The organism is Pantoea sp. GM01 (genome assembly GCF_000282675.1).
In the GTDB taxonomy this organism is placed as follows: domain Bacteria; phylum Pseudomonadota; class Gammaproteobacteria; order Enterobacterales; family Enterobacteriaceae; genus Pantoea; species Pantoea nemavictus.
Window position 1 is genome coordinate 1 of record NZ_AKIU01000069.1, and the last position, 20,972, is coordinate 20,972.

A 20,972-nucleotide genomic window follows, 5' to 3' on the forward strand; every position below is an offset into this window, starting at 1 on the left:
GAGGCAGCAGCCGCTTTAGCAGCAGCCAGTGAAACGGCCAGAATGGCGTTAGCACCGAAGTTAGATTTGTTCTCAGTACCGTCCAGCTCGATCATGATCTTATCGATGTTCGCCTGGTCTTTGGCATCTTTACCGGTTACCGCGTTAGCGATTGGACCGTTAACCGCTGCAACCGCTTTGGTTACACCTTTGCCCAGGAAACGAGATTTGTCACCGTCACGCAGCTCCAGTGCTTCGCGAGAACCGGTAGATGCACCTGATGGCGCAGCAGCCAGACCAACGAAACCGCCTTCCAGATGCACTTCTGCTTCTACAGTTGGGTTGCCACGGGAGTCGATGATTTCGCGACCGATGACTTTTACGATTTTGGACATTCGATTTTCCTCAGTACAAGTTAGTCAATCCTAAGACAAACAACGCGCGAAAAGTTCGCGCGTTGCTCGTGAAACTTACTTCGCTAAACGCTTCTGGTGCTCCTGCGCGGCTTTCACAAAGCCAGCGAACAGCGGATGACCATCACGCGGGGTCGATGTGAATTCCGGGTGGAACTGACAGGCAACAAACCACGGGTGATTCGGGATCTCAATGATCTCAACCAGCTGATCGTCGCCGGAACGACCGGCAATATGCAGACCCGCCGCTTCAATCGGCTTCAACAGCATATTGTTTACTTCGTAACGATGACGGTGACGTTCGGTAATGATTTCAGAACCATACAACTGACGCACCTTGCTTTCCGGCGTCAACTGGCACTGCTGGCTACCCAGACGCATGGTGCCGCCCAGATCGCTCTGCTCAGTACGCTGCTCAACGTTGCCCTCTTCGTCACGCCATTCGGTGATAAGCGCAACCACCGGATACTTACAGTCTGGCACAAATTCAGTAGAGTTCGCGCCTTCCATACCGGCAACGTTGCGGGCAAATTCCATCAGCGCAACCTGCATGCCGAGGCAAATCCCCAGATATGGCACGTTGTTCTCACGGGCATATTGCGCCGTCATCATTTTGCCTTCCACACCGCGGTAGCCGAAGCCGCCGGGGATCAGAATAGCATCCAGATCTTTCAGTAATTCGACACCGCGCGTTTCCACATCCTGCGAGTCAATCAACTTGATGTTCACGGTCACGCGATTTTTCAGGCCGCCGTGTTTCAGCGCTTCAATCACAGATTTGTACGCATCTGGCAGTTCGACGTATTTGCCGACCATACCAATGGTCACTTCGCCGCCCGGATTGGCTTCTTCGTAAATAACCTGTTCCCATTCGGCCAGGTTCGCTTCCGGCGCGTTCAGATTGAAACGCTTGCAGATGTAATCATCCAGACCTTGCGACTTCAGCATGCCTGGAATTTTGTAGATGGAATCCACATCTTTCAGGGAAATAACCGCTTTTTCCGGCACGTTACAGAACAGCGCGATTTTGGCGCGTTCGTTCGCAGGCACCGCGCGGTCAGAACGGCAGATCAGCACATCCGGCTGGATCCCGATCGACAACAGCTCTTTCACTGAATGCTGGGTTGGCTTGGTTTTCACTTCGCCTGCGGCCGCCATATACGGCACCAGCGTCAGGTGCATATACATGGTGTGTTCACGACCGACATCGACCGCCATCTGGCGAATCGCTTCGAGGAACGGCAAAGATTCGATATCACCCACCGTACCGCCGATCTCAACCAGAACGACGTCATGACCTTCACCGCCTTCAATAATGCGCTCTTTGATCGCATTGGTGATGTGCGGGATGACCTGAATCGTGGCGCCCAGATAGTCGCCACGACGCTCTTTGCGTAGCACTTCTGAGTAAATACGACCGGTAGTAAAGTTGTTGCGGCGCGACATTTTGGTGCGGATGAAGCGCTCGTAGTGACCTAAATCCAGATCGGTTTCGGCCCCATCATCGGTAACAAACACTTCACCGTGCTGCGTAGGGCTCATGGTACCCGGATCGACGTTGATGTACGGATCGAGTTTCATGATGGTCACATTAAGACCACGTGCTTCAAGGATAGCTGCGAGGGAGGCTGCGGCAATGCCTTTGCCCAGAGAGGAAACGACCCCGCCGGTCACAAAAATATAATTCGTTGTCATGCTGAACCTGAGAGTTTAGGTTTAAAGACGATGGAATAACCAAGACGGGAAAATAGTATACTTGAAGTCGTCTTCAGCCACAATTGATGAATCACACCATCGTCCTCCACAGGTTAGCCGGTAACATAGCGGATAGCAGGGGGTGAAATGTTGATGTACGTCACAAAGTCACCGTAAGGCTGAATCGAGTAAGCTCAAGCGGTGAAATTATACGCAGTGCTGGAATAATCGCCAGATTGGCTTAGCTCTTGTTCTCGCTGGCTTTCACCTGCTGCCAGGCCTCTTCCATCTGATCCAACGTGGCATCGCTCATCGCTAAACCTTGTGAGGCGATAATGTTCTCAACCTGGCGGAAGCGGCGCTCAAATTTATCGTTGGCTTTCTGCAGGGCGGTTTCCGCTTTGCTGCCTAAATGGCGCGACAAATTGACGGTGGCGAAGAGTAAATCGCCGATTTCCTCTTCCAGCTTGTCGTTATCGACCACCGCTTGCTGCACTTCATGCATCACTTCATCAATCTCTTCATGCACTTTATCCAGCACCGGTCCGAGATTGTTCCAGTCGAAACCGACCGTGCTGCAACGCTTCTGAATTTTGTGCGCGCGCATTAAGGCGGGCAACGCTTTGGGAATGTCATCTAAAACTGAATGCTGCGATTTTTCCGCGCGTTCATTGTGTTTGATCGCTTCCCAGTTTTTCAGCACTTCGTCGCTGGTCTCAGCCTTAACATCGCCAAAAATATGCGGATGGCGGCGCTCAAGTTTGTCGCTGATGGCGTTGCAGATGTCGTCAAAATTGAAACGCTGCTGTTCGTCGGCCATTTGAGCGTAGAACACCACCTGAAACAGCAGATCGCCCAGCTCACCGCGCAGATCGTCAAAGTCTTCGCGCTGAATGGCATCGATGACTTCGTAGGTTTCTTCCAGCGTGTAAGGCGCGATGGAGGAGAAAGTTTGCTGACGATCCCACGGACAGCCACGTTGCGGATCGCGCAAGGTTTGCATGATGGTGAGCAGGCGGTTTAAGGCGGTCATGAGATGATCCTTTGGGGCTGGTATGTAAAAAGGTCGCCATGAATGACGACCCTACGGCGTAATTTGTAGGGTCGCCGTTCATGGCGACCTGGAAATCAATGCAAACGGCGCGCGTCAATAATATCCGGCACCTGATTGAGACGTGCCAGCACGCGGCCGAGCACCTGCTGGTTATAAATCTCAATATCCATATCGATGGTTGCCAGCTGCTTTTTGGTATCGCTGCGGCTGGAGACGCCAAGCACATTGACCTTCTCGTTAGCCAGAATAGTGGTGATATCACGCAGTAAGCCGCTACGATCGTTGGCGGTGACGCGCACCACCAGCGAGTAACCGCTGGAGTAATCTTCGCCCCACACGGCATCAACGATACGTTCCGGCGCGTGAGAAATCAGCTCAGTTAACTGATCGCAGTCGGCGCGGTGAATAGAGATGCCGCGACCCTGAGTGATAAAGCCCACGATATCGTCGCCCGGAATCGGCTGGCAGCAGCGTGCAATGTGGTGCAACAGATTACCCACGCCTTCCACCACCACACGACCGCTCTCTTTGCGGGATGAAGGTGCATGCGACTTCTGCGTCAGCTGGCGCAGCGCTTCGCGATCCTCCTCTTCGGCGCTCGGTTTATTGAGTTTGCCTTGCAGGAAATTCACCATCTGATTGAGGCGAATATCGCCGCCGCCGATCATCGCCAGCAACTCATCCTGCGAGCTGACGTTATAGCGCGGCAGCAGCAGTTTTTCCGCCTCGCGCATGCTGATATCCATCTGATTCAGCTCGCTTTCGAGGATCTGACGGCCGGCAATAATATTTTTGTCACGATCCTGTTTACGGAACCAGGCGTGAATTTTCGAACGGCCGCGGCTGGTGGTGATATAGCCAAGATTTGGATTGAGCCAGTCGCGACTAGGATTCGGTTGTTTCTGGGTGATCACTTCGATCTGATCGCCCATTTGCAGTTGATAGGTGAACGGCACGATGCGTCCGCTGATCTTAGCGCCAATGCAGCGGTGACCGATATCGCTGTGAATGTGGTAGGCGAAATCAAGCGGCGTTGAACCCGCAGGCAAATCAACCACATCGCCTTTCGGCGTAAACACGTAAACGCGATCGTCAAACACCTGGCTGCGTACCTCTTCCAGCATCTCGCCAGAATCAGCCATCTCTTCCTGCCAGGTAATCAGCTTGCGTAGCCAGGCAATGCGCCCTTCATGCCCCGCTGCGCCGCGCGCGTTGCTGGAGGTCGGGCCCTCTTTGTACTTCCAGTGCGCCGCGACGCCCAGCTCTGCGTCTTCGTGCATTTGCCGCGTACGAATCTGGATTTCAACCGTTTTGCCCTGCGGCCCCAATACCACGGTATGAATCGATTGATAGCCGTTGGGTTTCGGGTTCGCGACGTAGTCGTCAAACTCACTCGGCAGATGTCGATACAGCGTGTGCACCGTACCGAGCGCGCCATAGCAATCCTGCAGACGCTCAGCCACGATACGCACCGCGCGCACGTCAAACAGCTCATCAAACGCCAGCGACTTCTTCTGCATCTTACGCCAGATGCTGTAGATGTGTTTTGGCCGGCCGTACACTTCGGCACGCACGCCCTCTTTCTGCATCTCGGCGCGCAGGTTATCGACGAAGTTCTCAATATAGCTTTCACGATCGATACGACGTTCATGCAGCAATTTAGCGATGCGCTTGTATTCGTCGGGATGCAGATAGCGGAAGCAGTAATCTTCCAGCTCCCATTTGAGCTGGCCGATACCCAAACGGTTGGCTAACGGCGCGTAGATATTGGTGCTCTCTTTCGCCGCCAGTACGCGTTCATCTTCTGGCGCGTCTTTCATTTCGCGCAGATGAGCGATACGTTCGGCAAGCTTGATGACCACACAGCGGAAATCTTCCACCATCGCCAGCAGCATACGGCGAACATTGTCCACCTGCTCTGAAGCCATCGAATCGTTGTGGATCGCTTTCAGCTGCCGAATAGCATCCATATCGCGCACGCCGTGCACCAACATCACAATCTCTTTGCCGAACGCTTTCTCGAGGTCTTCCTCGCTCACCACATCCGCGTTGGCTAACGGGAACAACAGCGCAGCGCGCAGGCTGTCGATGTCCATGCTGAGCATGGTGAGAATTTCCACCATCTCAATGCCACGCCACAGCAGCAGAGCTTGATCAGGATGGTTGTGCGTTTCGGCTTCACAGTAGCGCCACGCATCCGCCAGTCGCTGACAGGATTGCGGATTGTTGATACTTAAACTGGCGATCCACTGGTCGAGGGCAAATTCGCCCGCCGTATTTAAATGCGCACTTCTAACCGCAACCATATCCTCTCCTGCCACAGCGATGTGGACATCGCTTATGTTCTGCTAAACAGCACCATGGACTCGAGATGACTGGTATGAGGGAACATATCCAGCATCGCGACCCTTTCCAAATGGTAGCCCGCGGACAGCAATGTCTGGCTGTCACGTGCAAGCGTTGTTGGGTTACAGGAAACATAGACCACGCGTTGCGGCGCAAGTTTAACCACATGCGCCATCACGCCCGCAGCCCCAGCGCGTGCTGGATCCAGTAACACCTTATTAAATCCCTGCGTCGCCCACGGCTGACGCGTAACGTCTTCCTCCAGGTTATGCTGGAAAAAGCGAACATTCTTGAGATTATTCTGCTCAGCATTATACGCTGCCTGTTGCACTAATGCTGCAACACCCTCCACACCTACAGCATTTTGTACGAATTTTCCTACTGGCAAAGTGAAGTTGCCCATGCCGCAGAACAAATCCAGCACACGATCGTCTGGCTGCAAATCCAGCCACTCAATGGCTTTAGCGATCATTTGCTGATTCACGCCATCGTTCACCTGAATAAAATTCTGCGGACTAAAGGCGAGCTGCAAATCAAACGCGCGATAAAACGGCTCACGTGCATTTGACGGCTGCAAACGCTCACTGCCATCAGCCAGCCACATCGACAGTTGCTGCTCATGCGAAAAACGTTCCAGTTTTGCGCGGTCGCCTGCAGATAATGCATCAAGATGACGCAGCACCATCAGCGGGCCATTATCCGCCAGTACCAACTCAACGTGCCCCAGGCGCCTAACCGCCTGCAAATCGCTAAGACATTGGTGCAGCGGTTGCAGTAGCGCTTCAAGTTCGGGCACCAAAACCGGGCATTGCTTCAACTCCACCAGATCGTTGCTGCCTGCCTGGCGGAATCCCATCTGCAAACGCTGCTGTTTAGGCTGCCATTGCAAACCTAAGCGCGCACGACGACGATAGCCCCACGCGCTGCCGCTGATGATCTCATCAACCGCCACCGGCAGCGGCGCATCGCGACTTAACATGCGGCTTAAGGCGCGCGCTTTACTCTCTTGCTGCAGTGCCACCGAGGCGTGCTGCTGCTGGCAACCGCCGCACACGCCGAAGTGGATACAGCGCGGTTTTTCCCGCTGTGGGCTGGGATTGAGAATCTTGTTCGCTTTGGCGCGCGCGTACTTGCTCTTATCCTCGAATACCGTCACTTCTGCCTGCTCTCCGGGCAGCGCGCCGCTGACAAACATCGCCTTGCCTTTATGGCGCGCAACACCTTGTCCAAAGGGATCAAGGTCTTCGATGGTGACGGATATGCGAGCCTTCGTCGTCACACGCTGTTTTGCAGAGTAAAATTGCGCCATAGTATTGTGAAATCTCTACTTTATTGGGTGTGCAGCCGCTAACCGAGCTTGCACAAGGATAAAAATGCCAGGAGTCGCCAGGCCACAATTATGACCAAATACAGCCTGCGGGCGCGAATGATGATTTTGATACTGGCGCCAACGCTGATGATTGGTCTGCTGCTCAGTACCTTCTTCGTGGTGCATCGCTACAACGAATTACAGCATCAGGTGCATGACGCAGGTGCAAATATTATCGAACCGCTGGCGGTCTCCAGTGAATACGGCATGACGTGGCATAATCGCGATGCGATTCGCGAGTTAGTCAGTCTGCTGCATCGTCGTCACTCCAATATTGTCCGTGCCATCACCATTTTCGACAACAACAATCACGTCTACGTCACCTCGAATAACAATCAAAATCTGGCGCTGCTGCAAAAAGAGGACATCTCGACATTGGAAGATGGTGTCTCCGTCGAGCGGCAAGGTAATTTGATGATTTTGCGCACGCCGATCATCTCGGAGCGCTACTCGGTAGATGAGTTGCCGGGCGAGGACGCCAAGCCGGCAGGCAATCCGTTAGGTTATGTGGCCATCGAGTTGGATCTGCAATCGGTACGACTGGAGCAGTACAAAGAGGTGTTTGTCGCCACGCTGCTGCTGCTGTTCTGCCTGTGCATCGCCATGCTGTTTGCCTATCGCCTGATGCGCGATGTCACCGGGCCGATTCGCAATATGGTAACCACCGTTGACCGCATTCGCCGTGGTCAGCTCGACAGCCGCGTGGATGGTTACATGCTCGGCGAGCTGAGTATTCTGAAGAACGGCATTAACGCCATGGCGATGTCGCTCACCGCCTATCACGAAGAGATGCAGCAGAACATCGATCAGGCCACTTACGATCTGCGCGAAACGCTGGAACAGCTGGAGATTCAGAACGTTGAGCTGGATCTGGCGAAAAAGCGTGCGCAGGAAGCGGCGCGCATCAAATCAGAGTTTCTCGCCAACATGTCGCATGAGCTGCGCACGCCGTTGAATGGCGTCATCGGCTTTACCCGTCAGATGCTGAAAACCGGGCTGAGCACCAACCAGCGCGACTACATGAGCACCATCGAGCGCTCGGCCAATAACCTGCTGAGCATCATCAACGACGTACTCGACTTCTCGAAACTGGAAGCCGGTAAGCTGGTATTGGAATCCATACCGTTCCCGCTACGCGCCACGCTGGATGAGACGCTGGTGCTGCTGGCGCCCTCCGCCCATGACAAAGGTCTGGAAATTACCGTCTGCCTGGAAAAACAGGTGCCGGATAATGTGATTGGCGATCCGCTGCGCCTGCAGCAGATCATGATCAACCTGATCGGTAACGCGATTAAATTCACCGAGCACGGTCATATTGATCTGCGCGTTGAGGTGCGCAGCCTTAGTGCCACGCGCGTCGAGCTGGAAATTCAGGTGCATGACACCGGCATTGGCATCTCCGAACAGCAGCAGTCGCAGCTGTTCCAGGCGTTCCGGCAAGCTGATGCCAGCATTACGCGGCGTCATGGCGGCACCGGGTTAGGACTGGTGATCACCCAGAAACTGGTGAGCGAAATGGGCGGTGAAATTGCCTTCCATAGCCGTCCGAACCAGGGTTCGACTTTCTGGGTGCATATTCATCTCGATCTCAACCCGAACGCGCCCGCCATTCCGCGCATGCTGGACGATTTGCGCGCCACACCGCTGGCCTATATTGAACCGCATCCGGCGGTGGCCAAAGCGGTGCAGGAGATGCTTAGCATCACGCCATTACAGGTACAGCACTTCTCCAGCCTCGAAGAGCTGCCCGATACGCACTTCCCGCTGCTGCTGATGGGTTTACCGGTCACCGAACCGCATCCTGCTACGTTACCGGATGCGCTAATCCAACGCCTGCGTGGGCATGCCGATTCGGTGCTGCTGGCGCTGCCCAGCGACATGATGCTGTTTGCCGACGACCTGCGAGCTCGCGGCATTGCCGGGTGTATCGCCAAGCCGGTTTCACTGACGCGTCTGCTGCCGATGCTGTTGGACCTGCATGACTGGCAACGCGATGCGCTACCGCGCGGTGCCCGTCAGCCGTTAACGGTGATGGCGGTGGATGACAATCCCGCCAACCTGAAACTGATTGGCGCGCTGCTTGAGGAACAGGTGCAGCACATCATTCTGTGCGATAACGCCGAGCAGGCGATTCGCCAGGCGCGCCTGCACAAGCTGGACGTAATTTTGATGGATATTCAGATGCCGGATATTGATGGCATTCGCGCCAGTGAAATTATCCGCAGCCTGCCGCTGCATGCCACCACTCCGATTGTCGCGGTTACCGCACATGCGCTGGACGGCGAACGGGCGCAGTTGATCAACGCGGGCATGAATGATTATCTGGCGAAGCCGATTGATGAGGACAAACTGAGCCAGCTGCTGCAACGCTATGCACCGCATCGATCCGCTGCGCAGCCGCTGCAGCCGGAGGTTGCGCCTTCACTGGATTGGAGCTTAGCGCTGCGCCAGGCCGCGAATAAGGCCGATTTAGCCCGCGACCTGCTGCAAATGCTGCTCGATTTTCTGCCGGAAGTGGAAGAACGCGTTGAGCACGCGATGGCGAGTAATGATGTGGTTGGATTGCGCGAGATTATTCATAAGCTGCACGGCAGCGCCAGCTACAGCGGCGTGCCACGTTTGAAGCAGCTGTGTCAGCAATTAGAGAAGAGTTTGCATCAGGAGAGCGATATTGAGGCGCTGGAACCGGAGTTGCTGGAGCTGAGCGATGAGATGGCGAACGTCGCGCGGGAAGCGAGGAAGCTGCTAGCGTTGGGTTAATGTTGTGCCACGTTTCCCCTCACCCCAGCCCTCTCCCGCAAGCGGGCGAGGGAGCTGTCCTATGCGGAGTTGAAGTTGAGTGCAAAATACATCACCTCTACGAACGGTTCCCTCAACCATTAGCGGCCGACGGGGCAGTCCTATACGAAGTTGAATTTGAGTGCAAAATACATCGCCTGTCCGAACGGTTCCCTCTCCCACTTGTGGGAGAGGGTTAGGGTGAGGGCAACAGGAAAAACCATCACAACCCCTGCCCCGCCTTTATCGTCGCCGCCACATTGCGCGCCGTTAGGCGCACATTCTGCGCCGCATTGGCCAGCGCTTCTTCCAGGGAGCAGATGCTAAACAGCACGCTGAACACCGCATCCAGCCCATACTGATGCACCACGCCAACATCGGCCGTCAAACTCCCGGCGATGCCAATCACCGGCTTGTGATACTGCTTCGCGACTTTCGCAACGCCGACCGGCACCTTGCCATTGACGCTTTGGCTGTCGATGCGCCCTTCGCCGGTAATCACCAGATCGGCATCTTTCACCTGCTCGGCCAGGCCCAACGCTTCGGTGACAATCTCAATGCCGCTGCGCAACTCGGCCTGACAAAACGCATGCAAAGCCGCGCCCATGCCACCGGCCGCACCGCCGCCGTCGATATGCAGCACATCAATATCCAAATCGCGATGAATAATCTGCGCGTAGTGTTCCAGGGCCTGATCCAGCTGCTGGACCAACGCTGGCGTCGCGCCCTTTTGCGGGCCGAAAATCGCCGAGGCGCCTTTTTCACCGGTAAGCGGATTGGATACATCACAGGCAACCTCAAAACGGCACTGCTTAATACGGGGATCCAGCTGTGCGATATCAATCCGCGCCAGCTGCGGTAGCGCCCCGCCACCGTAAGCAATTTGCTGACCCTGATCGTCCAGCAGATGCGCGCCCAGCGCCTGCATCATGCCGGAACCGCCATCATTGGTGGCGCTGCCGCCAATGCCGATGATGACGTGATCGACTCCGCGGTCGAGTGCATCTTTAATCAGCTCGCCGGTGCCAAATGAAGTGGTAATCAGCGGATCGCGCTGCGCGGCGGGCACTAACTCCAGCCCGCTGGCCGCCGCCATTTCAATGAACGCGGTGCGCTCATCACCTGACAAACCGTAGAACGCATCCACCGGCTTACCGAGCGGTCCGGTGGCCGTCAGTCGGACAATGTTTCCCTGCGTTGCCGCCACCATCGCTTCAACCGTGCCTTCACCACCGTCGGCAACCGGTATTTTCACGTAGTCAGCTTCAGGAAAGATCTCGCGGAATCCCGCTTCAATCGCCGAAGCCACTTCCAGGGCAGATAAACTCTCTTTATATGAATCCGGTGCGATGACAATTTTCATAGGCAATCCAGCGCGGTTGATGACGGACATCCGTCCTGCAAAGGCAGTGAGCCGTCCGGCATCCGCAGATGCCGGACGCTTGCACTACCGGGTGATCTCAACTTTCGCTAATTTTTCATAATAGCAGGCCAGCGCGCTATGGTCGGAAGTGCCCTGTCCGTCCACCTTCAGCGCCTGCATCATCTCCATCACCGCGGCGGTCAGCGGCAGATGCGCGCCAATTTCGTGGGAAGTATCCAGCGCGTTGGCCAGATCTTTGATATGCAGATCGATACGGAAACCCGGTTTAAAGTTGCGATCTAACACCATCGGCGCTTTGGCATCCAGCACCGTACTGCCTGCCAGGCCGCCACGAATCGCCTGATACACCAGCTCAGGGTTCACGCCCGCCTTGGTCGCCAGCGACAGCGCTTCCGACATCGCCGCGATATTCAGCGCCACAATCACCTGGTTCGCCAGTTTGGTGACATTGCCGGCACCGATATCGCCGGTATGCACCACCGAACCCGCCATCGCTTTCATGATGTCGTAGCACTGATCAAACACCGCTTTATCGCCGCCGACCATCACTGACAAGGTACCCTCAATCGCCTTCGGCTCGCCGCCGCTTACCGGTGCATCGAGCATTTTGATGCCTTTGGCTGCCAACGCATCGTGCACTTCACGGCTGGCTAACGGCGCGATAGAGCTCATATCGATGACAATCAGGCCCGGCTTTGCGCCCTCAATGATGCCGTTGGCGCCCAGGCAGGCTTCTTTCACCTGCGGCGAGTTCGGCACCATGGTAATTACCACGTCAACCTGCTCAGCCACCTCTTTAGCGCTTTTCGCCACGGTAGCGCCCAGCTCAACTAACTCTGCTTCGTTGCTGGCATTGTGGTCACGCACCACCAGCGAATAACCGGCTTTCACCAGGTTTTTACTCATCGGTTTGCCCATGATACCGAGGCCGATAAATCCAATTTTCATTGCCTATCCCCTACGTCAGTTATTTTTTGAATTTGTCACACAGCGCCTGCGTGGCATTGCGGAAAACACCCAGATCGCTGCCGACCGCCACAAAGCTCGCGCCCCACTCAAGGTAGCGACGCGCATCGGCTTCAACCGGCGCCAGAATGCCACTCGGTTTACCCGCGGCTTTCGCGCGTTCAAACACGTGTTTAATCACTTTCAATACTTCGGGATGCGCTGGCTGGCCGAGATAGCCCAGCGCCGCTGACAGATCGCCTGGCCCGACGAAAATGCCATCAACGCCATCTACCGCAGCGATGGCATCAATGTTGTCCACCGCCTGCTGAGTTTCGATCTGCACCAGAACGGTGATGTTGTCGTTGATGGTGCTGTTGTAGTCAGGCAGCGTGCCGTACATGTTGCTGCGATGCGAAACCGAGACACCGCGAATCCCAGCTGGCGGATAACGGGTTGAGGCAACCGCGCGAATCGCCTCCTCCTCGGTTTCCACAAACGGCACCAGGAAGTTGTAGAAGCCGATATCCAGCAGACGTTTGATGATGATCGGTTCGTTGCACGGCGGGCGCACTACCGGCGCACTGTGGCTGCCCTTCAGCGCCATCAGCTGCGGCACAAAGGTGGTGATATCGTTCGGCGCGTGTTCGCCATCCAGCACCAGCCAGTCAAAGCCCGCCAGGCCCAGCACTTCGGTGGTCAGTGGATTAGCCAGCGCACACCAACTGCCAATCAGGGTTTCTCCTGCCAGCAGACGGCGACGAAAATTGTTCGGCCAGGCATTGCTCATTGTCTTCACTCCTGTCGGTTACAGCAGGCTCCCGCGCGGGGAGCCGGAAAAGTTAGCGCACCAGGCACGGACGTTTGTTATCAAAGGTCCAGTTCGGTACGAGGAACTGCATGGCCTGCGCATCATCGCGCGCGCCTAAACCGTGTTGCTGATACAGCGCGTTGGCCTGCATCACCTGATCCATATCCAGTTCGACGCCAAGCCCCGGTTTCTGCGGCACTTGCACCATGCCGCCTTTAATCTGGAACGGCTCTTTCGTCAGACGCTGATTGCCTTCCTGCCAAATCCAGTGCGTGTCGATAGCGGTAATCGCACCCGGCGCGGCAGCGGCCACATGCGTGAACATCGCCAGTGAGATATCGAAGTGATTGTTTGAGTGCGAGCCCCACGTCAGGCCGAAGTCATGGCACATCTGCGCCACGCGCACTGAGCCCTGCATCGTCCAGAAGTGTGGATCCGCCAACGGAATATCGACCGATTGCAACGACAGCGTGTGGCCCATCTGACGCCAGTCGGTAGCAATCATATTGGTGGCGGTCGGCATGCCGGTGGCGCGGCGGAATTCAGCCATCACTTCGCGACCGGAATAGCCCTGCTCAGCACCGCATGGATCTTCCGCATAGGCCAGCACGCCTTTCAGCTGCTTGCCGAGCAGAATCGCTTCGTTCAGTGACCAGGCACCGTTGGGATCGAGCGTTACGCGCGCCTGCGGGAAGCGCTTCGCCAGCGCCGTTACCGCTTCAGCCTCTTCGCCACCGCGCAGCACGCCGCCTTTCAGTTTGAAATCGTTAAAGCCATATTTTTCGTAGGCCGCTTCCGCCAGACGCACCACCGTTTCCGGCGTTAGCGCCTCTTCATGGCGCAGACGATACCAATCGCATTTGTCATTTTCCTGGCTCTGATACGGCAACGCGGTTTTCTTGCGATCGCCGACGTAGAATAGGTAGCCCAGCATCTCAACGCGATCGCGCTGCTGGCCATCGCCAAGCAGTGATGCAACGTTGACACCTAAATGCTGGCCCAGCAGATCGAGCAGTGCCGCTTCAATGCCGGTTACCACATGAATGGTGGTACGCAGATCAAAGGTTTGATTGCCGCGGCCGCTGGCGTCGCGGTCAGCAAAGGTGCTGCGCACCAGATTGAGGATATTTTTGTATTCGCCAACGGTTTTCTGCACCACCAGCGCCGCCGCATCTTCCAACGTCTGACGAATCTTTTCGCCGCCTGGAATCTCACCCACGCCGGTATGTCCGGCATTGTCTTTAATAATGACGATATTACGGGTGAAAAAGGGCGAATGTGCGCCGCTCAGGTTAAGTAACATGCTGTCGTAACCGGCCACCGGAATGACCTGCAGCGCTGTAATTTTCGGTGTCTGACTCATTTCCTGCTCCTTTGACTTAGCCGCGACCGAAGGCCGGACGCTTGCGGTCGAATGACCAATTGGGAACCAGATACTGCATAGCGGTGGCGTCATTACGCGCGCCAGCCGGCAGCGATTTGTGCAAAGCATTGGCCTGATGCAGACGATCCCAATCCAGCTCAACCCCGAGACCTGGCTTATCCGGCACGGCGATTTTGCCGTTGCGGATTTGCAGCGGCTCTTTGGTCAGACGCTGATCGCCTTCCTGCCAAATCCAGTGGGTATCAATGGCGGTCGGTTTGCCGGGCGCAGCCGCGCCCACGTGGGTGAACATCGCCAGTGAAATATCGAAGTGGTTGTTGGAGTGGCATCCCCAGGTTAAGCCCCAGTCATCGCACAGCTGCGCCACGCGCACCGCACCGCTCAGCGTCCAGAAGTGTGGATCGGCCAGCGGGATATCGACCGAGTTGAGCATTACCGCGTGGTTCATCTCGCGCCAGTTGGTGGCGATCATATTGGTTGCCACCGGCAAGCCGGTGGCGCGGCGGAATTCAGCCATCACTTCGCGACCGGAGTAGCCTTGCTCGGCACCGCACGGATCTTCGGCGTAGGTCAGCACATCGCCCATGCCCTTACATAAGCGAATCGCTTCGTCGAGCGTCCAGGCACCGTTGGGATCAACGGTGATGCGCGCATCGGGGAAGCGCTTTTTCAACGCCGCCGCCGATTCGATCTCCTGTTCACCGGGCAGCACGCCGCCTTTGAGTTTAAAATCTTTAAAGCCGTATTTGTCCTGTGCTGCTTCCGCCAGACGCACCACGGATTCTGGCGTCAGCGCTTCCTGATGGCGTAAGTGATACCAATCGTGGCCGGCACCTTCGCCGGTCAGATACGGTAAGTCGGTTTTACGGCGATCGCCGAGATAGAACAGATAACCGAGCACCGTCACTTCATCGCGCTGCTGCCCCGGACCGAGCAGTTCCGCCACCGGCACGCCAAGGCATTGACCGAGCAAATCGAGCAGTGCCGCCTCCAGCGCCGCGACGGCATTGACGCGCAGTTCGAAGGTCCAGGCGCCTTTGCCAAAGGTATCGAAATCCGCCGACTGATTGCCTTTATGCACCTGCTGCACCAGACGGTTCATTCGGGCCACCTGCTGGCCTTTAACCTGCGGAATCGCCTCGACAAGGGTTTGGTAGATGGTTTCGCCGCCCGGCGCTTCCCCCACGCCAGTGTGTCCGGCGCTGTCGGTGAGCACCACGATATTGCGGGTGAAGCAGGCGCTGTGTGCGCCACCGATGTTGAGCAGCATGCTGTCGTAACCGGCAACCGGAATCACCTGCATTTCGGTGATGACCGGCGTGCTTTGCGTAGTCATATTCCGTCCTTATGGCCTGGTTTTCAGTTCGACGCGCTTAATATCGCCCGCAATCACCAGGAAGCTAAAGGCGGCGACAAAGGCATGGATACCGACATAAACCAGCGCGCCTTCGAACGATCCGCTGGTGGCGATGATGTAACCGATGGCAATCGGCGTGACGATGCCGGAGAAGTTACCGAACATGTTGAACAGACCGCCGCTCAGGCCGCTGATCTCTTTCGGTGCGGTATCCGCCATTACTGCCCAACCCAGCGCACCAATGCCTTTACCGAAGAACGCCAGCGCCATGAAGAACACCACTACCCATTCGGTGTCGGTGTAGTTACACATCACCATCGATATGGAGAGCAGCATGCCGAGCACAATCGGCGTTTTGCGCGCGATATTCAGCGAGCCGGTTTTACGCATCAGGTAATCGGAAATTACCCCGCCCAACACGCCGCCAAGGAAGCCGCACACCGCCGGAATCGAAGCAATAAAGCCGGCTTTCAAAATCGACATGCCGCGCGCCTGCACCAGATAGACCGGGAACCAGGTAATAAAGAAGTAGGTTAAGGCGTTGACACAGTACTGGCCGAGGTAGATGCCCAGCATCATGCGTGAGGTCAGCAGCTGTTTAATCTGGAACCACTTCTCGCTCCAGCTGACTTTGCGATCGTCTTTTTTGGCGTCCATGTTGATCAGTGCACCGCCCTGCTCCATGTACTCCAGTTCGGCTTTGTTCACGCCCGGGTGATCGGTGGGATCGTGGATCACTTTCAGCCAGATAAAGCTGAGGATGATGCCCAATCCACCCATGAACCAGAACACGTGCGCCCAGCCCACTTCCGAAACCAGCCAACCCATGATCGGCGCGAAGATCACTGTGGCGAAGTATTGCGCCGAGTTGAAGATCGCCACGGCCGTACCGCGCTCCTGCGCTGGGAACCAGGCAGCTACAATGCGGCTGTTGCCGGGGAAGGATGGCGCCTCGGCCAAACCGACCAGGAAACGCAGCATAAACAGCGAAACGATGATGCCGAAGCCGCTAAACACGTCGACGAAGCCTTGCAGCAAGGTGAACAGCGACCAGGTAAAGATGCTCCAGAAATAGACGCGTTTGGAGCCAAAGCGGTCAAGCAGCCAACCACCTGGAATCTGACCAATCACGTATGCCCACGAGAAGGCGGAGAAGATATAGCCCAGTCCGACCGAATCGAGGCCGATATCTTTGGACATCGCCGAACCGGCAATCGAAATGGTGGCGCGGTCACCGTAGTTGAATGAGGTGACGATAAATAACATCACCACAATCCAGTAACGGGCATTGGTGCGTTTCTGCACCGCTTCCGCTGTCTGGCTAAAACTATTCATGATGCACTCCTGAAATATAGCGCGAGCTACATTCGCTCTGACTGCATACACATCGCGTTGGGTATCAGAGAGAAGTTGGGTTAAACACGGCGATTGTTATTTTGGCAATACGATGATGCGTCGTGACGAATAACCTAACGTCGAAGAACGAGAATCAGTATAGGAACAGCCCGGAGGCGAAACACTGGAAGAAAGCATGAGGATTAAGGGAAATGAACACTGTTTTTATGGCATCTGCACATAACGCTGCGGGGTGGCTCACGGAACCGTTTTTTGCAGCCGTGTTTTGCCTGGTAAACGTACAGGCCGACTGCACTTTGTGAGTCCCTTCTCTTGTGTTTGGTTAAACGAACCAAATTGCCGACATAAAACCCCTTAAAGCCAGTCATTTGCACAATGCGTTACGCAAATACCCCTGCATATACTGAGGCTGGCAAAATACGATGACGTGATGAACACATTTAAACCGCGCTGCCATGTACAGTGCGACGAACTGGAAGGTGAGCAATGAACCGTCCTCTGACAGAAAAACCGCTCTATATCAAAGTGCACGATGCCGATAACGTGGCGATCGTGGTCAATAATCAGGGATTGCCGTCGGGCACGCGTTTCGACGACGGACTGCAATTAACCGAACATGTGCCGCAGGGACATAAAGTTGCACTTTGCGATATCCCGCAAGATGGCGCGATCCTGCGTTACGGTGAAGTGATTGGCTACGCGTTGCGCCCGATTGCGCAAGGCAGCTGGATTGAAGAGTCGCTGGTGGCGCTACCCGAAGCGCCGCCGCTTAACAGTTTGCCGCTAGCAAACAATGTGCCGCCCGCTCTGCCGCCGCTGGAAGGTTATACCTTTGAAGGTTATCGCAACGCCGATGGCAGCGTAGGAACACGCAACCTGCTCGGTATTACTACCAGCGTACATTGCGTGGCTGGCGTAGTGGATTACGTGGTGCAGATCATCGAACGAGATTTGCTGCCGCGTTATCCCAATGTCGATGGCGTGGTGGCGCTGAATCATCTGTATGGCTGCGGGGTAGCGATCAATGCGCCTGCCGCGGTGGTGCCGATTCGTACCATTCATAATCTCGCGCTCAATCCCAATTTTGGCGGCGAAGTGATGATCGTCAGCCTCGGCTGCGAGAAATTACAACCGGAGCGTCTGCTGACCGGCACGCCGGACGTACAGGCCATTTCGCTCGATGATAACGACATTGTGCGACTGCAAGATGAGCGTCTGGTGGGATTCGGTGCGATGGTGGATGAAATCCTGCAGGTCGCCGAACGCCATTTGAAAAAGCTCAATCTACGCCAGCGGGAAACCTGCCCGGCGTCCGATCTGGTGATCGGCACGCAGTGCGGCGGCAGCGATGCCTTCTCGGGTGTGACGGCGAATCCCGCCGTGGGCTTTGCTTCCGATCTGCTGGTGCGCTGCGGCGCAACGGTGATGTTCTCTGAAGTGACTGAAGTGCGTGATGCCATTCATCTGCTGACACCGCGTGTGGTGGATGAAGCCGTGGGTAAACGGCTGCTGGAAGAGATGGCGTGGTATGACGATTATCTCAGCCAGGGCCAAACCGATCGCAGCGCGAATCCCTCACCGGGTAATAAAAAAGGTGGGCTGGCAAACGTGGTAGAAAAAGCGCTGGGCTCGATTGCCAAATCGGGACGCAGTCCGATCGTCGAAGTGTTGTCGCCTGGCCAACGTCCAACCCAACGTGGGCTGATTTATGCCGCGACGCCCGCCAGCGATTTTGTGTGCGGTACCCAGCAGATGGCATCGGGCATTACCTTGCAGGTGTTTACTACCGGGCGTGGCACGCCTTACGGTTTGGCAGCAATTCCAGTGATTAAGATGGCAACGCGCAATGCGCTGGCCGAACGCTGGCATGATTTGATGGATATCAATGCCGGAACCATTGCCACGGGCGAAGAGAGCATTGAGCAGGTGGGCTGGCGATTGTTTGAGTTGATTCTGGATATTGCCAGCGGACGCAAGCAGACCTGGTCGGATCGATGGGGAATTCGCAATCAGCTGGCGGTATTTAATCCTGCGCCGGTAACGTGATTGCCCTCTCCCGCAAGCGGGCGAGGGAGCCGTTTCGTGCGTGCAGTCGATTTAGTGCTTCATGCGAGCTGAAGATTGCGAGCTGAAGATAAAGTGATTCGTGTCAGCAGGATGACCTGGCTAAACATTCCCTCTCCCGCTTGCGGGAGAGGGTTAGGGTGAGGGCAAAGCAATTACAGCAACTTACCCCAGCTCTCCACCCACGGCGAAGTCACCGATTCTGGTTCAGGATGTTCCGTCGCATCCACCAGCAACATCTCTCCAACACGCTTGGCGCTTTGATCCTGCAAGGTGACATCGAAGGTTTTACCGGCACCGCAGAAATTGTCATAGCTGCTGTCACCCAGACCAATCACGCCATAGCGCAACTCGGGCTGATAACCGAGATCATCACGTACCGCGACATACAGGCGGGCAATGTTGTCCGGAAAATCACCCTGGCCAGTTGTTGAAGTCACAATCAGCACCACATCTTTGCTGTATGCCTGCCAATCCGCCAGCGACGGATCTTCAAATACCTGTACCTCGTGGCCCTGCTCTTCCAGCACCGTCTGTGCTTCTTCAGCCACCAGCAGCGCATTGCCGTAAACCGTACCTGTAAAAATGCCAATCTTTGCCATCTTGCCGCTCCTTTATTCTGTTGGATTATCCTGGACTGCATCAATGGCAAACTCAACCCTGGGAACATCAGGGATCTGATCCTGCCAGCCAAACTGCTGCAGCATCTGCTGCCAGACGCGATCCAATCCCGCGCGAATCACTAACGGCTCGCCGGTTACCGGATGCGTGAAACTCAACGCGCTGGCATGCAGCATCAAGCGATTAAGCCCAAAATGCGCCGCCGCGCCGCGATTCTGCCGGAGATCGCCATGCGCGCTATCGCCGATAATCGGATGACGCAGATGCACCATATGGCGACGCAGCTGGTGTTTGCGGCCGGTGTGCGGCGCCATCTCCACCAGCGTGTAGCGTGCGGTGTTATAACGACTGATGGCTACCGGCATTTCAACATGTGCCAGCGCCTGATAATCCGTTACCGCCGGTTGTGCCACAGGTTCTTGCGTGGCGAATTTGTCGGCAATCTTATCCAGCTCTTCCACCAGCGGATAATCGAGCGTCGCGCCGCCTTCCAGCCAGCCACGCAGCACCGCGTGATAGGTTTTCTGCATCTGGTGCTGCTCAAACTGCTGTGCCAGCAAATGCGCGACTTCGCTCGATAATCCCATCAGCAGCACGCCAGAGGTTGGACGATCGAGACGATGCACGGTGAAGACGTGCTGACCAATCTGGTCGCGCACCGTTTGCATCACCACCACTTTCTCGTTGCGATCGAGCCAACTGCGATGCACCAGCCAACCGGCCGGTTTATTCACGGCGACCAGCCATTCATCTTGATAGAGGATTTCGAGCATCAGGCGGAGGGTTCCTGGAAGAGCGCATCAAAGTGATTAATTGTCAGCAATAACGCCGCATAACCCGGCGTGTTGGCTGGCAATGCCACTTCATAATAGGGTGCGATAGCGAAATTTTGCGGTAACGGCGCACCGCTCTCAAGCAGCGCGTAAAAACGCGGCATCAAAACCCATTGCAGCCATTGCAACGGCTCCATGGTATCAAGACAGAAAGGTTCGGTGCTGGCGAAGGCGCTCGCCTCAGGCGCTTGTGCCTGCCAATGGTCGTGTTCGCGCATTACCGCCTCGACCTGCTGCAGACGCTGAATAATCATTTGCGACGACATGCGCCACCTCCAGAGCAAAAATGGGCGGCAAGCATATCATCAGTCACGCCTTGCGCAAAAAAGCATAAAAAAAGGGAGCACTGTGATTACAGTGCTCCCGGTTTTCGTTCGCAGCATTCCCGCCACAGCTGTGCTCCCTGCTCATCCATGACAACTGTTCCTGCGCTTTCCATCGCTTGTCATCGTGACATTAATCCTTAGCGTCCTGGCCCGCCACATTCCGCGTGGCTCTCATTCTCCATCCTGGAGGTGTCCCTTAACTCACTTCTGAGTGTCCTGCTTCTTCCTGAAGCCTTCCGTGTGCCGTAAATTCCGTT

General features: G+C 55.8%; 15 protein-coding genes and 1 pseudogene. 2 read left to right on the forward strand and 14 right to left on the reverse strand.

Translation table 11 applies throughout. From position 1 onward, the window contains the following. From eno to rlmD, 5 genes and pseudogenes are all read right to left on the reverse strand, one after another. Positions 1 to 374, reverse strand: a pseudogene (eno, locus tag PMI17_RS19185) (phosphopyruvate hydratase); the annotation flags it as partial. 75 nt (positions 375 to 449) lie between these two features. Next, a complete protein-coding gene (pyrG, locus tag PMI17_RS19190) occupies positions 450 to 2,087 on the reverse strand; it encodes a glutamine hydrolyzing CTP synthase (RefSeq protein WP_007891723.1) in 1,638 nt (545 codons plus the stop codon). A 241-nt stretch (positions 2,088 to 2,328) separates the two neighbouring features. Next, on the reverse strand, positions 2,329 to 3,120 hold the full coding sequence (gene mazG / locus PMI17_RS19195; protein WP_007891724.1) for a nucleoside triphosphate pyrophosphohydrolase: 792 nt from the start codon (positions 3,118 to 3,120) through the stop codon (positions 2,329 to 2,331). A 95-nt stretch (positions 3,121 to 3,215) separates the two neighbouring features. Then, entirely contained in the window at positions 3,216 to 5,447 is a 2,232-nt protein-coding gene (relA, locus tag PMI17_RS19200; RefSeq protein WP_007891725.1) for a GTP diphosphokinase, read from the reverse strand. Between the two features lie 32 nt (positions 5,448 to 5,479). Next, entirely contained in the window at positions 5,480 to 6,796 is a 1,317-nt protein-coding gene (gene rlmD, locus PMI17_RS19205) for a 23S rRNA (uracil(1939)-C(5))-methyltransferase RlmD (RefSeq protein WP_007891726.1), read from the reverse strand. A 90-nt stretch (positions 6,797 to 6,886) separates the two neighbouring features. Between rlmD and barA the strand changes: the two genes are divergently transcribed. Beyond that, positions 6,887 to 9,616 (forward strand): two-component sensor histidine kinase BarA, encoded by a 2,730-nt coding sequence (gene barA, locus PMI17_RS19210; RefSeq protein ID WP_007891727.1) that lies wholly within the window; start codon positions 6,887 to 6,889, stop codon positions 9,614 to 9,616. A gap of 241 nt (positions 9,617 to 9,857) precedes the next feature. On the opposite strand, the gene PMI17_RS19215 is transcribed toward barA, so the two are convergent. The 6 genes from PMI17_RS19215 to PMI17_RS19240 all read right to left on the reverse strand — a co-directional run bounded on the left by PMI17_RS19215 (position 9,858) and on the right by PMI17_RS19240 (position 16,850). Next, positions 9,858 to 10,997 carry a glycerate kinase gene (locus PMI17_RS19215; RefSeq protein WP_007891729.1) on the reverse strand — a complete coding sequence of 380 codons (1,140 nt, stop codon included), beginning with the start codon at positions 10,995 to 10,997 and terminating at the stop codon, positions 9,858 to 9,860. Positions 10,998 to 11,081: 84 nt separating this feature from the next. Further along, positions 11,082 to 11,966: a 2-hydroxy-3-oxopropionate reductase gene (gene garR / locus PMI17_RS19220; RefSeq protein ID WP_007891730.1), complete on the reverse strand. Its 885-nt coding sequence runs from the start codon at positions 11,964 to 11,966 to the stop codon at positions 11,082 to 11,084. Positions 11,967 to 11,985: 19 nt separating this feature from the next. Next, positions 11,986 to 12,753 carry a 2-dehydro-3-deoxyglucarate aldolase gene (gene garL / locus PMI17_RS19225; RefSeq protein WP_007891731.1) on the reverse strand — a complete coding sequence of 256 codons (768 nt, stop codon included), beginning with the start codon at positions 12,751 to 12,753 and terminating at the stop codon, positions 11,986 to 11,988. Positions 12,754 to 12,805: 52 nt separating this feature from the next. After that, complete coding sequence (gene gudD, locus PMI17_RS19230) at positions 12,806 to 14,137, reverse strand: glucarate dehydratase (protein ID WP_007891732.1); 1,332 nt, start codon at positions 14,135 to 14,137, stop codon at positions 12,806 to 12,808. A gap of 16 nt (positions 14,138 to 14,153) precedes the next feature. Further along, the gene (locus PMI17_RS19235) at positions 14,154 to 15,494 is read right to left on the reverse strand and encodes an enolase C-terminal domain-like protein (protein ID WP_007891733.1); all 1,341 of its coding nucleotides are present in this window, start codon (positions 15,492 to 15,494) and stop codon (positions 14,154 to 14,156) included. A gap of 9 nt (positions 15,495 to 15,503) precedes the next feature. Then, positions 15,504 to 16,850, reverse strand: coding sequence for an MFS transporter (locus PMI17_RS19240; protein ID WP_007891734.1), 1,347 nt, complete (start codon positions 16,848 to 16,850; stop codon positions 15,504 to 15,506). A 507-nt stretch (positions 16,851 to 17,357) separates the two neighbouring features. Between PMI17_RS19240 and garD the strand changes: the two genes are divergently transcribed. After that, positions 17,358 to 18,917, forward strand: coding sequence for a galactarate dehydratase (garD, locus tag PMI17_RS19245; RefSeq protein WP_007891735.1), 1,560 nt, complete (start codon positions 17,358 to 17,360; stop codon positions 18,915 to 18,917). Between the two features lie 173 nt (positions 18,918 to 19,090). Here the strand turns inward: garD and PMI17_RS19250 are convergent, their stop codons facing one another. From PMI17_RS19250 to PMI17_RS19260, 3 genes are read right to left on the reverse strand one after another with little or no spacing between them, the layout of a single operon-like run. Continuing rightward, a complete protein-coding gene (locus PMI17_RS19250) occupies positions 19,091 to 19,537 on the reverse strand; it encodes a flavodoxin (protein WP_007891736.1) in 447 nt (148 codons plus the stop codon). Positions 19,538 to 19,549: 12 nt separating this feature from the next. Next, on the reverse strand, positions 19,550 to 20,329 hold the full coding sequence (truC, locus tag PMI17_RS19255) for a tRNA pseudouridine(65) synthase TruC (protein WP_007891737.1): 780 nt from the start codon (positions 20,327 to 20,329) through the stop codon (positions 19,550 to 19,552). After that, positions 20,329 to 20,655 (reverse strand): YqcC family protein, encoded by a 327-nt coding sequence (locus PMI17_RS19260; RefSeq protein WP_007891738.1) that lies wholly within the window; start codon positions 20,653 to 20,655, stop codon positions 20,329 to 20,331. The genes truC and PMI17_RS19260 overlap by 1 nt, the downstream gene beginning before the upstream one ends. Positions 20,656 to 20,972: the final 317 nt, after the last annotated feature.

Bases quoted from the DNA above. Each gene is read 5' to 3' on its own strand.
- pyrG (WP_007891723.1), bottom strand. From the start codon at position 2,087: ATGACAACGAATTATATTTTTGTGACCGGCGGGGTCGTTTCCTCTCTG.
- mazG (WP_007891724.1), bottom strand. From the start codon at position 3,120: ATGACCGCCTTAAACCGCCTGCTCACCATCATGCAAACCTTGCGCGAT.
- relA (WP_007891725.1), bottom strand. From the start codon at position 5,447: ATGGTTGCGGTTAGAAGTGCGCATTTAAATACGGCGGGCGAATTTGCC.
- rlmD (WP_007891726.1), bottom strand. From the start codon at position 6,796: ATGGCGCAATTTTACTCTGCAAAACAGCGTGTGACGACGAAGGCTCGC.
- barA (WP_007891727.1), top strand. From the start codon at position 6,887: ATGACCAAATACAGCCTGCGGGCGCGAATGATGATTTTGATACTGGCG.
- PMI17_RS19215 (WP_007891729.1), bottom strand. From the start codon at position 10,997: ATGAAAATTGTCATCGCACCGGATTCATATAAAGAGAGTTTATCTGCC.
- garR (WP_007891730.1), bottom strand. From the start codon at position 11,966: ATGAAAATTGGATTTATCGGCCTCGGTATCATGGGCAAACCGATGAGT.
- garL (WP_007891731.1), bottom strand. From the start codon at position 12,753: ATGAGCAATGCCTGGCCGAACAATTTTCGTCGCCGTCTGCTGGCAGGA.
- gudD (WP_007891732.1), bottom strand. From the start codon at position 14,137: ATGAGTCAGACACCGAAAATTACAGCGCTGCAGGTCATTCCGGTGGCC.
- PMI17_RS19235 (WP_007891733.1), bottom strand. From the start codon at position 15,494: ATGACTACGCAAAGCACGCCGGTCATCACCGAAATGCAGGTGATTCCG.
- PMI17_RS19240 (WP_007891734.1), bottom strand. From the start codon at position 16,850: ATGAATAGTTTTAGCCAGACAGCGGAAGCGGTGCAGAAACGCACCAAT.
- garD (WP_007891735.1), top strand. From the start codon at position 17,358: ATGAACCGTCCTCTGACAGAAAAACCGCTCTATATCAAAGTGCACGAT.
- PMI17_RS19250 (WP_007891736.1), bottom strand. From the start codon at position 19,537: ATGGCAAAGATTGGCATTTTTACAGGTACGGTTTACGGCAATGCGCTG.
- truC (WP_007891737.1), bottom strand. From the start codon at position 20,329: ATGCTCGAAATCCTCTATCAAGATGAATGGCTGGTCGCCGTGAATAAA.
- PMI17_RS19260 (WP_007891738.1), bottom strand. From the start codon at position 20,655: ATGTCGTCGCAAATGATTATTCAGCGTCTGCAGCAGGTCGAGGCGGTA.